The following is a 15,566-nucleotide window of genomic DNA, read 5'->3' on the forward strand; positions in this document are numbered from 1 at the left end:
GTAAACGGCCGTCGAAGGGGCAAAATTCGACGGCGGAACAGGCATCGGTTATCATCGAAAAGGAAATTGCCCGCAACCTCGCTCTCGAGATCGATCGTGCTGCGCTTAAATCCGATATTCCTGTTCGCCGCGATCGTGTGCGGTGGATCGTTCGCCGAACGGCCCGCGCACGCCGCGGAAGACGGCAAGCGCACGGTCGACGTGCCGCGCTACGGCGTGCGAACGCGCGTGCCGCAAGCATGGAACCTCATCGATTGGGGGACCGACGATCGGGCTTTCGAGTTGCAGTTGCCGCAAGACCGCGGGTCGAAGGTCGGGCATGTGCGCTGCACGTTGAGCATTGCCCCGGCGAGCTTGGAAGATGTGCAAAGTCGGGCTCGCGTCGCGATCGTCGACCCGAACGCCAAGCCGAAAGTCACGCGGAAGTTGCGCGTCGACGAGATTGCCGCGCTCGCCTCGCCGGCTTGGCCGGAAGAGTTGGTAAAGAAGTTTGCGCGGCGCTTAGTGATCGAATGGGAATGCGAAGACAGCGAAGGACGGCGCTGGTTCGAGCGGAGCGTGCATGTCATCGGCGACGGCATGATGTACGTGTTTTCGATCGACTCCGATGAAGCTCACTACGACGCTTTCTCGCTCGACTTTACCGACATGTGCGCCGAGTTGAAGATCAAGACGCCTGACAACAAGCTGCAACCGCTCGAAACGGGCCACTGGCTGCAACGCGACTTCCGCTTCGGCTTCAAGTTGCCGGAGAAATGGCGGCCGGTGTTCAGTTTAAACGCCCGCGTGCTGTTTCTGGCGACGGGCACGGCGCACGGCACCTTCAACGACGCACTGACCGTACATGCTTCGTTGCCGCAGCCGTTGAACCTCGAACAGCTCAAGCTCGACATTCCGGAGCAAGTCAAGAAACGAGACGCCGCCGCGACGGTCGAGTGTCGCATCGTCGAGCAGGGGAACATCAAGATTTTGGAAACGCTCGTCCGCTCGAAGCGGCGCGACTTGGAAATCACGACGCTGGAACGTCGCTTCCAGACCCGCACGCGGAACTACGACGTGAAGCTCAGCTGCGCGACCGAGGAGTTCCAACGACGCGAAGCGGAATTTCGGGCCGTACTCGACAGCTTCATCGAGTTGCCGCCGAAAGACCTAACCGGCAACGCCACTTAAGCCGCACGTGGCATAACGGCGGCGGCTCTTAATGCAGCCGCGTTATTTAGAAGATGCCGAGCTGGTCGCGGGCCGCTTCCGTCATTCGGTCGGGTGTCCACGGCGGGATCATGACGAGCTTCACTTCCACTTCTTCGACCCCCTCGATCCGCTTCAAAACATCCTTCGAGTTTTGAATCAACTGCGGGCCGGCCGGGCAAGCCGGGCTCGTCATCGTCATGTCGATCGCGATGTGCGATTTGCCTTCCGGCCGTTCGTTGAGCGTCACGCCGTAGATCAGCCCGAGATCGACGATGTTGACGAACAGTTCCGGATCGATCACTTGCTTGAGGGCCTCGCGAATCGAATCTTCGCTGATCGCGGTCGAGCCGGCTTCGCCGGGCTCGGCGATCGTCGGGACGGGCGAAGCTTCCGAAGCGTTGACCACCGTGGCTTGCGGCGCGGTCGCCGCTGCGGCGGAGCTATCGGGAACCGAGCGCTTCGACTCGACCGGCGCGCCGGCCGTGGCCGGAGTCGGGGGCGCGGAGGCAACGGACGTCGGGCCGTGGCCGATGCGAACGAAGATCCCCTGCCCTTCGACCTTCACTTCGTACGAGCCCGTGGCTCGGGTCGCGGGCATGGTTAGTGCGTGGCCGTTGCGAATGTCGAACTTCGCGCCATGGCGCGGGCAAGCGATGGAAAAACCTTCGAGCGTGCCGTCGCTCAGGGGGCCGTCGTCGTGTGTGCAGACATCATCGATCGCGAAGATCTGCCCGTCGACGTTGAAGAGCGCGAGTAGTCGGTCGTCGAGCTCGCAGATGATGCGCGCGCCGGGCGGAAGCTCGGCGAGGACGGCTGCTTTTTGCCACGTTTCTTGCGTAATGGTATCGCTCATATAAGTTAGGCGTATTCTCGAATGCGGCGGCTGATGGCGAGCCCGAGGGCTTCGCGAACGCTCTCGATCTCGATCCGATCGAAGACTTGTTGAAAGAATCCGGAGACGATCATGCGAACCGCTTCTTTGCGCGTGAGGCCCCGCGAGCGGGCATAGAAGATCTGATCTTCATCGACCCGCCCCGCCGTGGCTCCGTGCGTGCAGCGGACGTCGTCGGCTTCGATCTCGAGGCCGGGAATCGAATCGGCGCGGGAGTTGTCGGAGAGCATCAGGTTGTCGTCGCGCTGATAGGCGTCGGTCTTTTGCGCGTCTTTGTCGACTCGGATCATACCGCGCCACACGAGCCGGGAGTCGTCTTGCAGAGCCCCCTTATAAAGCAGATCGCTCTTGCAGTTCGGTTGTTCGTGGTGTTGGAGCGTGTGGTACGACAAATGTTGCCGGCCTTCGGTAAACATCACGCCGTTCACTTGTGCGCGAGCATGCGAGCCGGCGAGCGCGACGTGTTGGTTCACCTTCGCCAAGCGTGCGCCGAGTGCGCCGATCGTCCATTGCAGATCGCCGTCGTCGGCGACCGTCGCCTTTTGATGGGCGAAGTGCCAAGTGCCCGAGCCCCAGTGTTGCAAGTTGACGTACCGCAGCCGAGCGGCGCGGCCGACGAAGAGCTCGATCGAACCGCAATGCAGCGCGAGGCTGTCGTCGCCGGCGGTCTCGGAGAGGAACGTCGCTTGCGCGCCGTCTTCGAGAATGACGAGCGTCTTACCGAGATCGACCGTGGCGAAATTGCTCGTAGCGGCATCGGCCGCCATGACGGAAAGACTGTGCAGCGGCAGGCGGGCCGTGACGTTGCGCGGGACGTACAGCAACGTGCCGCCGGTCCAGAACGCGGCATGCAACGCGGCGAATTTATCGGCCCCGATGTCGACGAGCTTGCGCTCGAAATAAGGACGGAGCAAGTCGCCGTGCTCGACGACGAGCGCATCAAGACTGCCGAACAGAATTCCTTGCTTAGCCATTTCGTCGGTCAGAAAGCTCGTGACGTGTCGGCTGTTGGCAACCGTCATCGCGCCGCCGAGCTCGACATCGGCCGAAAGCCGGGCCGCGGTGGAAGCGTAGTTCGCTAAGTCGGGGCTCGTCGTCGCCGCGGCCGAATCGGCGAGGCGGGCGAATTTATCGAGCTTGAACATGCGAATGTCGGTTCGCATCCACTCTTCTTCCTTGCGCGACGGCAGCGGCAATTCGGAGAACTTCTGCCACGCGCTGCGGCGCAGGTCGACAAGCCAAGCCGGCTCACGACGTTCGGCGAGAAACGCTTCGAACGAAGCGGCGGTAAATCCAGTCGGCATCATCGTGGTTGACATGGGGAAATCAGCGGAAGTCGAAAAAATAGAAGGCAAACCGGCGACGCATGCGATCGAATTCGATCGGACGTTCTTCTACGATCCGGTAGCGGAATTAGGGGCGGAGTTCGCGGACGAATGCGTCGGCATCGGAATCGAGGATAGCGGGTCTTGCGCGACGGAGATGGGTAATCCTAAGACACAACGAGTTTGAACTAAATCGCTCCCGCTGCCCGACAGTGAAAGCCGGCCGGTCATGCCGGAGCCCAACTCCTTGAGATCATGCTCGTATGCCGTGATCGCTTTGATTTCGAGTCGGATCGGCTGAGGATCAATTCGAGTTGCGGTTTCGCTCCCGTCTTTCGAGGTGTTGAAGGAATAGCGATACATCGATTCGAAAACATCTCCGATTCGTAGAGCGACATCGCCGCACCGGCCGACCACATGCAGGAACTCCGTCGGACCTTCGTCGACAAGGCCGCTTACGGTGAACTCCAGGTTGCGATTCATGATCGATCGTCTTCGCTGGAAGACGCCTCGCGATTAAAAAAGTCGATCTGCTCGTCGGTCAGGTAGGAAAAAGCGGTCGTGACTTGTCCGAAGTCGTCTTGAAGGTAATTTTGCAGTCGGGTGTTGTTGGCGATGGTTTGCGGCAACTCAAACTTCAGACGCGATAATATTTCCTTCGCTCTTGTTGCGGAGAGCACGATCACATCGGGATTCGCAGCAAACTCACTCGGAACCATCGGAAGAACGACTTCCTTCTCGTACTCCTTCATGCAATTCGATTCGTTCAGCGGAGTCGGCAACGATTCGATCGGTGCCATATACAACACGCCTTGACCGAAACGGGAAGCGGCAACGGCAAATAACGTTGCAACTAAAGGATCCGTCGATGTCGGCGTATGCCTTAGTGCGACTAAACCTGGATTGCCGGGCCAACCAAGCGAAGTACCTCGGTAAAGATATCTAGAAACCGTCATGCAAATAAAGAGAACGTGGCAGCTGCGGCGTTAGCCGACCGAGCCTTCCATTTGCAATTCGATCAGCCGATTCATCTCGACGGCGTATTCCATCGGCAGCTCTTTCACGAGCGGCTCGATGAAGCCGTTGACGATCATCGTGCTGGCCTCGGTCTCGGAAAGGCCGCGGCTCTTCAAGTAGAACAGTTGTTCTTCGCCGATCCGCGAGACGCTCGCTTCGTGGCCGACGGAGACGTCTTGATTTTCGATTTCGATGTACGGATACGTGTCGCTCCGGCTCTTCGAGTCGAGTATCAACGCGTCGCACACGACGCTCGACTTCGACTTCCGCGCATCCTTTTCGACGCGCACCAAGCCGCGGTAGCTGGAGCGGCCGCCGTTCTTCGAGATCGACTTCGAAATGATCCGGCTCGACGTGTTCGGCGCACAATGCACGACCTTCGCCCCGGCATCTTGGTGTTGGCCGGCCGAAGAGAACGCGATCGAAAGGATCTCGCCCCGCGCGCCGGGCTCCATCATGTACACGGCCGGATACTTCATCGTGAGCCGGCTGCCGAGGTTGCCGTCGATCCATTCCATCGTCGCGTTTTCATACGCCATCGCGCGCTTCGTGACGAGGTTGTAGATGTTGTTCGCCCAGTTTTGGATCGTCGTGTAGCGGCAGCGAGCATGCTTCTTTACGCAGATCTCGACGACGGCCGAGTGCAGGCTTTCGGTGCTGTACATCGGAGCCGTGCAACCTTCGACGTAATGCACTTGCGAGCCTTCGTCGCAGATGATCAGCGTCCGCTCGAACTGCCCCATGTTCTCGGCATTGATGCGGAAGTAGGCTTGCAGCGGGAACTCGATCTTCACCCCCTTCGGGATATAGATGAACGAGCCGCCCGACCACACGGCCGAGTTCAACGCGGCGAACTTGTTGTCGGTCGGCGGAATAATCGTGGCGAAGTATTGCTTCACCAAGTCGGGATACTCGCGAACCGCGGAATCGGTGTCGGTGAAGATCACCCCTTGATTGCTGAGCTCTTCGCGCAACGAACCATACACCACTTCGCTTTCGTACTGCGCCTTCACGCCCGAGAGAAATTTCTTTTCCGCTTCGGGAATGCCGAGCTTGTCGAAGGTGCGCTTGATGTCGTCGGGCACGTCGTCCCAACTCCGGCCTTGGCGATCGGAGGGCTTGATGTAGTAGAAGATCTCGTTGAAGTCGAGGCTGACGTCGCCGCCCCACTTCGGCATCGGCTTCGAGTTGAAGATTTCCAAGCTCTTGAGCAGGAAGTCGCGCATCCATTGCGGCTCGTTCTTCATGTCCGAGATCATATGCACGATCTCGGCATCGAGCCCGCGACGGCTCTTGAACGAATACTTCTCTTCGTTGCGGAAGTCGTATTTATTGATTTCGCCGACGACGCTGGAGAAGTCGTCGGTCTTGATGTCGGTTGCCATATCGTTAACCGTTTCTGCTGGTCGATTCTTACAGTTCTATGCGTGCCGAAGTCTTCTCTCGTCTCGAAGCCGAACGTCCTGCGTTCGCTCGCTTACACGGCTGCCGCTTGTCGCTTCTCCGTCATCTTGCGTTCTTCTTCGGCGGCGTCGGGATACGCGGCGCGGATCCGGTCGTAGCCGCTGCGGTGTAGTTCTTCGGCGAGTTCGCGACCGCCGGTTTCGACGATCCGTCCGCCGAGCATCACGTGCGTGAATTCCGGCACGTTATGCTCCAGTAGTTTGTCGTGATGCGTGATGATGATGATGCCCATGTCGGCCCCGCCGATTTCGGCGATGCTCTGGCTCGCCAACCGCACGGCATCGACGTCGAGACCGGAATCGGTTTCGTCGAGAATCGCGAACTTCGGTCGGAGCATCGCCATTTGCAGGATCTCGGCCCGCTTCATTTCGCCGCCGGAAAAACCTTCGTTCACGTAACGGCGGGCGAACTCCGTATCCATGCGCAGCTGTTCCATCTTCGCTTTGAGTTCCTTGCGAAACTCGCGCATCGGAATCAGTTCTTCCCCTTCTTTGCGATCGGGCCGGCGCACGTTCGTCGTGGCGTGCCGCAAGAAGTCGGCCAGCTTCACGCCGGGGATCGTCATCGGGCGTTGGAACGCGAGGAAGATTCCGCTCCGCGCACGCTGGTCGGCTTCGAGCGCGAGCAGATCGTGTTCGACGCCGTCGACCGTCAGCGCGATCGAACCGCCGGTCACTTCGTAGCCCGGATGGCCGGCGATCGCATAGCCGAGCGTGCTCTTGCCGGAGCCGTTGGGGCCCATCAGCGCGTGCGTTTCTCCGCGGCGAACGAGCAGGTCGACCCCCTTGAGGATCTCCTTCCCTTCGACGCTCACCTGGAGGTTCGTGATCTTCAGCGTGTCGCTTTTAACCGTATCGTTCTTTTGCATCGCGTTCTTCGTAGTGGAAACCATGGCTTTGAGTGGCAGTTTCTAAGAAATGACTAATGACCAATGTCTAATGACTAATAGGATGACTTCGATGTTCGATGGATTGCGCCCCACACTCCTCTTAGTTATCAGGATTTAGGCCTTAGTCATTTACCCGGTGATCTTCTGGTGGTCGAACAGCGGTTGTTTTTCGTCGACGGCGACGTAGCCGCTGTGGTGCGGCAGCGGGAGATCGTCTTCCATCGTCGGGCCGGCTTGCAAAAACGCCGCCGAGCCCCGTTGCTTCGCGATCTTTTGACCGCGGATCTTGTCTTGGATGCGCATCAAACCTTCGAGCAGCGCTTCCGGGCGAGGCGGGCAGCCCGGCACGTACACGTCGACCGGGACGACGAGATCGACCCCCTTCACGACATGGTAGCCGTACTTGAAATAAGGGCCGCCGCCGACGGTGCAGGCACCCATCGCGATGACGAACTTCGGATCGGGCATCAAGTTGTAAAGGCGGCGAACGCGGCTCGCCATTTTGTAGGTCACCGTGCCGGCGACGATCATCAGGTCGGCTTGCCGCGGCGTGGCGCGAAACGCACCGGCGCCGAAGCGGTCCATGTCGAAACGGCTCGCGCCGGTCGCCATCATCTCGATCGCACAACACGCCAGGCCGAACGTCATCGGCCAGATGCTCGCTTGGCGAGCCCAGTTGATGGCCTGTTCGACCGACGTCATGATCATGTTTTCTTCGAAACGGCCTTCGATCCAAGGCTTCGTCATAGCAGTAATTCCATTAACGACTTACGATTTCTTCGGTCGGGGTTTTGCAACGCCACGTCGTTGCAGCCAAGCCGACTATTGTAATGTTCCGGCCGCAGTGTTGAAGCCCTGCCGGCGGGTTTAACCTCTTACTTGCTAACGAGTTTGAAACTGACAGCATTCATGGCCGTCGAGGCGGCATTGCGAGAGCCGCACCGGCGTCTCCAGCAGCTCCGACAACATCATCTTCTCCATCGAGCAAACGCTCCGATCGCGGGCCGCTAGTTCAGGGTACGGGCAGGCCATCACGGTGAGCACCGGCAAGGCGTTGATCTCGCCGACCGTCGCCGGAACGCGCCGCTCGTCGAGCAATTCCTTCACCGATTCCAGTCGCGCCAGAGGCGTTGAACCGGTCACTTCCCCGCGGTAAAGCTGTGTGAGGTGGTCGGCCACGCGCTGCAATAGCCCGCGGCGAACTTCTTCATCTTTCAAGTTCCGTAGCTCGGTCCAAAGCACCTGGGCCAAGTCGGCGTAGTTGTTTCCCGACTGGCGACGGGCCTTGTCGGTAAGCGAGTAGCGGTGTTCCGGGCGACCGCGACCTTGCGAGTTCTTGATTCGCTGGATAAGCCCTTGCTCCATCAGGCGCGTCAGCCGTTGGCGCACGGCCGTGGCGGTAACTCCGCATTCCTGAATGAGATCGGCAATGCTCAGCGATTCGCGGCGACCGATGAGGTCGAGCAAGCGAGCGTCGGAGATTTCTTGGGGGCTACTCATGGCTACCTGCATCATACCGGTGGGAAGGGTTTTGACAATTGTAAATGTCAAAAAGAAGGCCGTTCGCGTCGTGAGTCGTAAGTTATTGACAGCTTATGACTTTGCGCGATAGCCTAGCGGCCGAAACGGCCCTGCTAGCAGGATTTAGGTGCGAGATGGCGAAACCGGAAAGTTGGGGATCGCGAATCGGCGTGATTATGGCCGTGGCCGGGTCGGCCGTGGGGCTCGGCAACTTCCTCCGCTTTCCGGGCCAAGCGGCTCAAAACGGCGGCGGGGCCTTCATGCTCCCCTACTTCACGGCCCTCTTCCTCTTGGGCATCCCGCTCTGCTGGGCCGAGTGGACGATGGGGCGCTACGGCGGCGTGCGCGGCTTCAACTCGGCACCCGGCATCTATAGCGTGCTCTGGCGCCGCCCGATCGCGAAGTATTTCGGCGGGCTGGCGCTCTTGGTCCCGTTGATCATTTACATGTACTACGTGGTCATCGAGTCGTGGTGCTTGGCTTACGCTTGGCACTATGTGACCGGCGAGCTGATGCTCGGGAGCGATCCGGCCGCTTATTCCGCCTTCTTCGATCGCTTCGTCGGCAAAGAGGCCGATGGGGCCCTGCTCGGCTCGTCGGGCCGAGGGCTGCTCGCGACGATCGCGATCGTCTTCGCCATGAACTTTCTGTTGATCTACCGCGGCGTGAGCAGCGGCATCGAGCAGTTTTGCAAATACGCGATGCCGCTGATGGCCGTCTTGGCCGTCGTCGTGCTGGTACGCGTCCTCTCGCTCGGCACGCCCGACCCGGCGCACCCGGAGCGGAACGTGCTCAATGGGCTCGGCTTCATGTGGAACCCGAACTACGAGGCGCTCCGAAGCCCGAAGACCTGGCTCGCCGCCGCGGGGCAGATCTTCTTCAGCCTCTCCGTCGGCTTCGGCATCGTCATCAACTACGCGAGCTACTTGAAGAAGAACGACGATGTCGTGCTGAGCGGGCTCACGGCCTCGACGATGAACGAATTCTTCGAGGTTTGCCTCGGCGGGCTTATCACGTTGCCGGCCGCCTTCGTGTTCCTCGGCGCCTCGCTCGGCACGATGACGACCTTCGGGCTCGGCTTTCAGGCTTTGCCGAACGTGTTTGCGGCGATGCCCGGCGGCCGAGTGTTCGGAGCGCTTTGGTTTTTCATGCTCTTCCTCGCCGCCATTACGAGCAGCATCGCGATGTTGCAACCGGTGATCGCGTTCTTCGAGGAAGGGCTCGGGCTCAAGCGGCGTTCGTCGGTGGCTCTGCTCGCGGCGCTGACAGGAATCGGCTGCGGATTCGTCGTCTATTTCTCAAAGGGAATGGAAGCGCTCGACACGCTCGACTTTTGGGTCGGCAGCTTTCTCATCGTCTGCCTCGCGTTCTTTCAGGCGATTCTCTTCGGCTGGATCTTCGGCGTCGAGCGCGGCACGGAAGAAGCCCATCGGGGAGCGCACATGCGGATTCCGAAGTTCGTACAATGGATATTGAAATACGTTGCGCCGGTTTATCTCGGGGCGATGCTGATCGCGTTCCTCTTGGAAGACGTGCCGGCGTATGCTGCGAAAATCGGTGGCAGCCCGGTCGCGCAGCTGAGCATCGCAGTCGTCGCGGCGATCGGGTTGCTGCTCACCGTGATGATCGCCGTGGCAAGCAAGCGTTGGAAAGCCGAAGGTCGTCTCGATCGAGCGTCGCGTACTACGGAGTGAGGTCGCAGATGAATGCTGCCGGGTGGGTGATTATGATCGTGTCCGTGACGACCGTGTTCGTCGGTTGTGCTTACTGCGTTTATCGCGTACTAGCGCTGCCGCCGCTCGACGCCGAGGCTCATCTGCACGCCCCGCTGGAGATCGATTCCGGCAAGCAGTCCGCTCGCGATTGAAGTTCGTTTTCGCTCCGGCTTATCTTTCTCCGGCTCATAATTAAGGAGCAGCTCGCATGCCCTGGCTTCCAAAGAAGTTCGTCGTCGTTCCGGTCGACTTTTCCGATGAATCGTTCGCCGCCATTCAGACGGCGTTGCAATTCGTGGAAGAGCCGGCGCAGTTGCATGTGCTCAACGTGTTGCCTCTGATCGAGCCGTCGGATCCGGAGTATCTGTGGACTTCGGCCGATGCCCCCGCGCGGGAGATGCACGCCGTGCAGGCGCTCAACGAGCGACTCGCCGCGCTGAAGATCACCGGCGTAAGCATCCACACGGCCGTCGGCGATCCCGGGCACAAAGTGGCCGACTTCGCCGCCGAAAACCACGCGGAGCTGATCATCTTGCCGTCGCACGGACGAACCGGCATCAGCCGACTACTGATCGGCTCGACGGCCGAGCGGGTCGTTCGACTGGCACACTGCCCGGTTCTAGTCCTGCGGAAATAGGGGCCGACAGCCGTTCGTCGGTCGGCACGGGATCCGTATCGCGCGGGAAATAGTTCTCGACGATTTCGTAGAACTCGGCCGGAGTGGAAACCTTGGCCGCGTAGGTGCGGAAACTCCGTGCTCCGCGCCGGCCTTGCGCATAGCAGCAGGCGAACTTGCGCATCAGGAACGTCCCCTTCTCGCTGCCGAAGCGGCGCAGGACGAGCTCGAAGTGATGCAGCAGGATTTTGCGTTGTTCTTCCAGCGATGGGTCGCTCGGCACCGGCTCGCCGCGCAGCGCGATCGCCGACTGTTGAAACAACCACGGCTTGCCGAGCGCGGCTCGCGCGATCATCACGCCGTCGACGTCGTACCGCTCGAACGCCGCAACGACTTTCTCGGCCGAGTCGATATCGCCGTTGCCGATGAGCGGGATCCGTTTCAGATGCGGCTTGATCGCGGAGATCAGGCTCCAATCGGCGGCGCCGCTGAAGAAATCGGCGGCGACTCGGCCGTGGCAAGTGAGTGCCGAGGCGCCGGCCCCTTCGACGACCTGCGCCACGTCGATCGCGTTGATGCAGTCGCGCGCGCAGCCGAGACGGATCTTCGCCGTCACCGGCACCGGCGCGCAAGCGGCGACGACCCGTTCGATGATCCGGCCGATCCGGTCGGGATCGCGCAGTAGATACGAACCGCTATGCGCATCCTTCGTGATCTGCTTCACCGGGCAGCCGAAATTGATATCGACGACCGACACCTTGAACTCATGCGCCAGCCGCGAGCCGACTTGCGCGAGCGTCGCAGGATCGTTGTCCCAGATCTGCACGGCGAGCGGACGGGCTTCGTCCTTCACCCCCCAGAGCCGATCGGGAAACTCGCTGTGGTTCTCTTCGATCGCGATAAAGCCGCGCGCGCTGATCATCTCGGTAGCTTGCAGGCCTGCGCCGCCGAATTCGCGCACGACTTGGCGATAGACGTAGTTCGTGAAGCCGGCCATCGGGGCTTGTAAGATCGGCGGATCGATCGTGAGGGGCCCGATCTTCAGCGGCTTGACTTCCGACAACGCCCGGCGCGGCTTTTCGGGAGCGGTCTCGACGGCGGAAAATTCAGTGCTCATATCCACGTTCGTCGGCCGCTTCGTAACCCTTCTCCCGACGGGAGAAGGTGGCCGAAGGCCGGATGAGGGGCATAGTTCTTCCAGGACGCGGGCTGCATCCCGCTTCGTAGTCGCCCCTCATCCGTCGGCTGCGCCGCCACCTTCTCCCGACGGGAGAAGGGTTGAATGCGGCGCTCCGCTGGAGCGGGGCTAGCGGCGCGCCGTCGTGCGGTTCACGACCAGCGCCCCGACCAGGGCATCGCGCGGCGCGCTTCCGGGAAGCACCGCCAACGCATACTCGGCAATGTCCAGATTATAGCGGGTCACCGTCGCCAGCAAGTCGTGCGTCGTCCGAGCTTCGCGCGAGAGAGCGTTTAAGGCCGTGGCGACGGTCGTTTGGCCGGCGGCATACTTTTGCAATACCTGATCCGAAGCCGCATCGGCCGACGTTACGGCATCGGCTCGCAGCAGCATCGTTTCATGCAAAACCGGAATCCGCTCGGCCGCTTCTTGCAGTCGGGGCGACTTCGCCGAGCCGGCGGGCAGCCCTTCCAGTTGGGTCTTATAGCTCCCCGCGTGCGGCAACGTCGAAGGAATGATCCACGCCGAGTCGAGCGGGCGACGGGCGTCGTTCGTCAGGTTCCATTGCGCGATCGCCAGGTCGGCCATCGTCGAGAGGCGATTCGCTTCGACCGACAGTTTCGCGGCGCGGATTTGCAGCATCGCGATGCTCCCGGCAGGCTTGTCGCGAAATTGCAGCGCCGATTGCCCGAGCGCGTCGAGTCGTTCGAGCTTTTGCGTCCAAACTCGATAGCGGGTCGCATACTCGGCGGTTCGCCAATAGGCCTGAATGATCTCGCGTCGATGCGACGGCTCCGAGCCGGTCATGCATTCGTCGAGCGTGGCGGCGTGGAATTGATTCGCCGGCAATGCGCGGGTGCCGTGCAGCAACTCGACGAGCTCTTGCGTCCGTCGCGCGGCGGGGAGTTGCGTGAGTTGGGTGTAGTATCCAGCCGGCTCGACTTCGGGATCGAACCGCATCTCGCCGGTCTTTGCTTCGACCGGCGAGGCCTTGATCGATTCTAACGCTGTTGATTCTGCCCCGATGAGCGTGCCGGTGCGCGGTTCGCTCAGTAGCGGCGCGGTCGCTGCCGGAGCGCCGGCCGTGTTCTCCGGCTTCGGCTTCTTTTTCGGATGCGTGCCCGAGGAATAGGGCGACTGCGGATTGAGCGGCTGGGCTTCGTGTTGCACATAGTCCGGCAGTTGCCGCGGTGCGCGCTGCGCGTCGAAGTCTTCCGTCGGCAGTCGATTGACTTTGAACTTCAGCGGCGCGTCGCCGGCCGGCTTTTGCGGCGGAGCGAGCGTCGGCTCGCCGCGCACCGGTGCGGCTGCGCCGGAGTTCGGGAACGGCGACGGCGGGCCCGGCATCGGCATCGCCGCAGGAACGGGCTGAAAGAAACTCGGCGGCACGCCGACGGTCGGCAGCGCTTGGGGGATCGGTGTTTGCGGAATCACTGTTTGCGGCATCGCCACGGGCAGATCACGCGCTGGAGGAACCGGCGCACCGGCGCTCGTCTCATCGACGTTCGCGATCGGCAGCGTCGCCGACATCAGGTTGATCGTGCTCGGCTTCGTCGCGGCTTGCGGTGGGAGGAGCGTCGGCTCCGCCGCCGGCAGTTCCGTCGCACGTGCCGCGGGTTCCGAGTTCGAGAACGCTTCTGCGGAGATCGTGTTGCCGAACTCGTCGACGTAGGTCACTTGCTCGATCTCGCCGCCGCTATTGGGAACGATGGCTCGTCCGAGCTTCGGCGTATGCGAGTTCTTAATCAACATGCCGACGAGCGTCTCGCGGCTCGTGCCGTCGGGAGCGCTGGTCAGAGCGTATTCGGCGATCTCTTCGTTGTAGCGCCGCACGGCCCCGATGAACTCGCTGCGTCGTTCGCGCAGTTCTTCCACGGCGATGAAGACGTCGTCGACTTCGAGTTGTCCTTTGCGATAGGCGTCGAACGCGGCATCGTAAGCGTCTTGCGAGGCCCACACCGTTTCGGCTCGCATCGCGATAATTTCGCGCCAGAGCGGCAACGTGCGGTTCAGCAAGTAGGCCCGAGCCGGAGGGGTTCGTTGCGCATAGACCTTCTCGAAGTGGGTGTTGTAGACGCCGACATGCGGCAAGTCACGCGGCAGCGGTTGCCGATTCGCCGTCGGCAACGAGGCCCGATCGGCGAGTTCGTGCTGTGTGGCGGCCAGCCGCAGCTCTGCTTCGCGCCGGCGAGCTTGCGCTTCGGCGTAGCGCGACGTGGTTTCCGTTTTGGCTCGTTGTAGGTCGGGCCCCTTTTCGACACTGTCGATCACTTCGCTGAGCAACTTGAGAAACTGCGTTTGTTGCCAAGCGAAGTGATAGTCGGCGACATCGGCCGTTAGTTTCCAGTAGGTGCGTACGGCATCGATCTGCCGCCGCCGATCGCCGACGTAGCCGAACAACTCATCGAGCGACGTCGTCCGGCCAGGGAGCGCGAGCGACTTCGGCAACACCAGCGACTCGCGCACTAAGTCCCCTGCCCCGGACTTGTCTTCGTTTTGCGCGGGCGGTGCCGAGGCAGCGTTGTTCGAAGCGGGAACGGTTTCGTAAGTCGGCGTGGAGTAGCCGGGCTGCGCGTTGTTGGAGAATGAGTTCTTCGGGAGCGTGTTGCTCGGCAGTGTATTACTGGGCAGCGCAGTGTTTATCGGCGGAGTATTAGGTGCCGCGTAGCCTGACGGAGCTGCGTAGTTCGGCGTGGTCGGCGCTTGGGGTTGTTGCGTTTGTGCGTAACGTTCCGTCGGCGCGCCGGCCGGGCGATCGGCGAAGCTCGGCGGCGGCTGCATCGGTTGTCCGTTTGCAGGCGCGGCACCGTAGCCGGGACGCGCAGAAAGAGGAGCCCCGGCCGTGGGAATCGGCGGCGAAGGGGCTCCGAGCGAATCGACCGAAGTTTGGCCGATCAGACTCCACATCATTACGAACGACACGACATCCATGACGATTCCCCCGATACGAATCCTTTCGTAACGAGGGTAAGTTGACCTTTCGCGACGTTTGAGTCAATCTCGACCGCCGATGGCGCGAGACGTCGTGCTTCGTCGATGTTCGCGCTCGCATTGCTAGCGTCGCGGTGCGTGGTAGACTGCGACGAGATTCTCTTTCGTTGAGTTCATTGCGTTTATGAAGCGCTTGCTTAACTTCGTCGCGCTCGTCGGTTTCTCCGCGATTTCGCTGGCGGCGGTAGTGCGCGTCGTGCGAACTGAGCTGGCACCGCAAGACCCTTTCGACCACGCGGCGCTCGAAGCGTGGCTGATTGGCGGCGAGGCCGGAGCGGAAGATGTCGCGCTCGCTACGCCGAAGGCGCGCCGTGCGGCCAGGTTGCTCGAGCGCGACTTTCACGACGATTTCGATTGGCGGCCGTTTTACGAGCAACTCGACCCTGCCGCGCGGGATCGCTTCAATGCCCACGTCGCGGCCCTCGGGCTGCTTCTCTTCGAGCAACGAGCCGAGCGGTACGCGTCGCTGCCGCGGCACGATCGCGAGCGCTATCTCGACGGCCAACTCAACGACTTCGCCCATTGGTACCTCTTCGCTCCCGACGGCCGCAAGATCCAAGGGATCGAACTTTTTCAATCGAGCGCATTCGCGTCGACCTTGCGCGCCGAAAAGTCGAGCAACGAGCAAAAAGGTTCACCTGCGCTACGGAGCGCATCGGCGGCGTTGTTACGCGATTTGCAAGCGCGCGTCGTTTCCCGAGCGCTGCAAAGATTCGTTCCCTCGGCTCGCGAGAAGAAACGGAGAGAAGATTAAGCGAGCACGATAGC

Annotated in this window: 15 protein-coding genes; 5 read left to right on the top strand and 10 right to left on the bottom strand. The window is 61.2% G+C overall.

The window, feature by feature from the left end; genetic code table 11:
- Positions 1-96 precede the first annotated feature (96 nt).
- Positions 97-1,170, top strand: a complete 1,074-nt coding sequence (locus tag K8U03_11860) for a hypothetical protein (protein ID MCE9605579.1) — start codon at positions 97-99, stop codon at positions 1,168-1,170.
- Positions 1,171-1,216: 46 nt separating this feature from the next.
- Here the strand turns inward: K8U03_11860 and K8U03_11865 are convergent, their stop codons facing one another.
- The 8 genes from K8U03_11865 to K8U03_11900 form a co-directional block, all read right to left on the bottom strand.
- Positions 1,217-1,789, bottom strand: a complete 573-nt coding sequence (locus K8U03_11865; GenBank protein MCE9605580.1) for a metal-sulfur cluster assembly factor — start codon at positions 1,787-1,789, stop codon at positions 1,217-1,219.
- A gap of 260 nt (positions 1,790-2,049) precedes the next feature.
- Positions 2,050-3,402 (bottom strand): Fe-S cluster assembly protein SufD, encoded by a 1,353-nt coding sequence (sufD, locus tag K8U03_11870; GenBank protein ID MCE9605581.1) that lies wholly within the window; start codon positions 3,400-3,402, stop codon positions 2,050-2,052.
- A 75-nt stretch (positions 3,403-3,477) separates the two neighbouring features.
- Positions 3,478-3,891 carry a hypothetical protein gene (locus tag K8U03_11875; protein ID MCE9605582.1) on the bottom strand — a complete coding sequence of 138 codons (414 nt, stop codon included), beginning with the start codon at positions 3,889-3,891 and terminating at the stop codon, positions 3,478-3,480.
- Complete coding sequence (locus K8U03_11880; protein MCE9605583.1) at positions 3,888-4,208, bottom strand: hypothetical protein; 321 nt, start codon at positions 4,206-4,208, stop codon at positions 3,888-3,890. Before K8U03_11880 ends, K8U03_11875 begins: the two co-directional genes overlap by 4 nt.
- 186 nt (positions 4,209-4,394) lie before the next feature.
- On the bottom strand, positions 4,395-5,810 hold the full coding sequence (gene sufB, locus K8U03_11885; GenBank protein MCE9605584.1) for a Fe-S cluster assembly protein SufB: 1,416 nt from the start codon (positions 5,808-5,810) through the stop codon (positions 4,395-4,397).
- A gap of 92 nt (positions 5,811-5,902) precedes the next feature.
- A complete protein-coding gene (gene sufC / locus K8U03_11890) occupies positions 5,903-6,757 on the bottom strand; it encodes a Fe-S cluster assembly ATPase SufC (GenBank protein MCE9605585.1) in 855 nt (284 codons plus the stop codon).
- 150 nt (positions 6,758-6,907) lie between these two features.
- On the bottom strand, positions 6,908-7,525 hold the full coding sequence (locus K8U03_11895; GenBank protein ID MCE9605586.1) for an NADH-quinone oxidoreductase subunit B: 618 nt from the start codon (positions 7,523-7,525) through the stop codon (positions 6,908-6,910).
- A gap of 135 nt (positions 7,526-7,660) precedes the next feature.
- Positions 7,661-8,278, bottom strand: a complete 618-nt coding sequence (locus K8U03_11900) for a MarR family transcriptional regulator (protein MCE9605587.1) — start codon at positions 8,276-8,278, stop codon at positions 7,661-7,663.
- Positions 8,279-8,433: 155 nt separating this feature from the next.
- On the opposite strand from K8U03_11900, the gene K8U03_11905 reads away from it, so the two are divergent.
- Genes K8U03_11905 through K8U03_11915 form a run of 3 tightly spaced genes read left to right on the top strand, consistent with a single transcriptional unit; the run spans position 8,434 to position 10,651 of the window.
- Complete coding sequence (locus K8U03_11905) at positions 8,434-9,993, top strand: sodium-dependent transporter (protein MCE9605588.1); 1,560 nt, start codon at positions 8,434-8,436, stop codon at positions 9,991-9,993.
- 8 nt (positions 9,994-10,001) lie between these two features.
- Positions 10,002-10,166 carry a hypothetical protein gene (locus K8U03_11910; GenBank protein MCE9605589.1) on the top strand — a complete coding sequence of 55 codons (165 nt, stop codon included), beginning with the start codon at positions 10,002-10,004 and terminating at the stop codon, positions 10,164-10,166.
- A gap of 56 nt (positions 10,167-10,222) precedes the next feature.
- The gene (locus K8U03_11915; protein ID MCE9605590.1) at positions 10,223-10,651 is read left to right on the top strand and encodes a universal stress protein; all 429 of its coding nucleotides are present in this window, start codon (positions 10,223-10,225) and stop codon (positions 10,649-10,651) included.
- On the opposite strand, the gene dusB is transcribed toward K8U03_11915, so the two are convergent.
- Together dusB and K8U03_11925 are read right to left on the bottom strand one after the other, a co-directional pair.
- Entirely contained in the window at positions 10,572-11,747 is a 1,176-nt protein-coding gene (gene dusB / locus K8U03_11920; GenBank protein MCE9605591.1) for a tRNA dihydrouridine synthase DusB, read from the bottom strand. The genes K8U03_11915 and dusB overlap by 80 nt on opposite strands.
- 189 nt (positions 11,748-11,936) lie before the next feature.
- A complete protein-coding gene (locus K8U03_11925) occupies positions 11,937-14,738 on the bottom strand; it encodes a hypothetical protein (protein MCE9605592.1) in 2,802 nt (933 codons plus the stop codon).
- A 184-nt stretch (positions 14,739-14,922) separates the two neighbouring features.
- Here K8U03_11925 and K8U03_11930 point away from each other — a divergent pair, with 184 nt between their 5' ends.
- Positions 14,923-15,552, top strand: coding sequence for a hypothetical protein (locus K8U03_11930; GenBank protein MCE9605593.1), 630 nt, complete (start codon positions 14,923-14,925; stop codon positions 15,550-15,552).
- Positions 15,553-15,566 lie beyond the last annotated feature (14 nt).

The sequence above is a fragment of the Planctomycetia bacterium genome, assembly GCA_021413845.1.
Taxonomy (GTDB): domain Bacteria; phylum Planctomycetota; class Planctomycetia; order Pirellulales; family PNKZ01; genus PNKZ01.

What these genes read in the sequence shown, in the direction of transcription:
- K8U03_11865 (MCE9605580.1), bottom strand. Translation starts at nt 1,789, where the DNA reads ATGCCCGCGACCCGAGCCACGGGCTCGTACGAAGTGAAGGTCGAAGGG.
- sufD (MCE9605581.1), bottom strand. Translation starts at nt 3,402, where the DNA reads ATGTCAACCACGATGATGCCGACTGGATTTACCGCCGCTTCGTTCGAA.
- K8U03_11875 (MCE9605582.1), bottom strand. Translation starts at nt 3,891, where the DNA reads ATGAATCGCAACCTGGAGTTCACCGTAAGCGGCCTTGTCGACGAAGGT.
- K8U03_11880 (MCE9605583.1), bottom strand. Translation starts at nt 4,208, where the DNA reads ATGGCACCGATCGAATCGTTGCCGACTCCGCTGAACGAATCGAATTGC.
- sufB (MCE9605584.1), bottom strand. Translation starts at nt 5,810, where the DNA reads ATGGCAACCGACATCAAGACCGACGACTTCTCCAGCGTCGTCGGCGAA.
- sufC (MCE9605585.1), bottom strand. Translation starts at nt 6,757, where the DNA reads ATGCAAAAGAACGATACGGTTAAAAGCGACACGCTGAAGATCACGAAC.
- K8U03_11895 (MCE9605586.1), bottom strand. Translation starts at nt 7,525, where the DNA reads ATGACGAAGCCTTGGATCGAAGGCCGTTTCGAAGAAAACATGATCATG.
- K8U03_11900 (MCE9605587.1), bottom strand. Translation starts at nt 8,278, where the DNA reads ATGAGTAGCCCCCAAGAAATCTCCGACGCTCGCTTGCTCGACCTCATC.
- K8U03_11905 (MCE9605588.1), top strand. Translation starts at nt 8,434, where the DNA reads ATGGCGAAACCGGAAAGTTGGGGATCGCGAATCGGCGTGATTATGGCC.
- K8U03_11910 (MCE9605589.1), top strand. Translation starts at nt 10,002, where the DNA reads ATGAATGCTGCCGGGTGGGTGATTATGATCGTGTCCGTGACGACCGTG.
- K8U03_11915 (MCE9605590.1), top strand. Translation starts at nt 10,223, where the DNA reads ATGCCCTGGCTTCCAAAGAAGTTCGTCGTCGTTCCGGTCGACTTTTCC.
- dusB (MCE9605591.1), bottom strand. Translation starts at nt 11,747, where the DNA reads ATGAGCACTGAATTTTCCGCCGTCGAGACCGCTCCCGAAAAGCCGCGC.
- K8U03_11925 (MCE9605592.1), bottom strand. Translation starts at nt 14,738, where the DNA reads ATGGATGTCGTGTCGTTCGTAATGATGTGGAGTCTGATCGGCCAAACT.
- K8U03_11930 (MCE9605593.1), top strand. Translation starts at nt 14,923, where the DNA reads ATGAAGCGCTTGCTTAACTTCGTCGCGCTCGTCGGTTTCTCCGCGATT.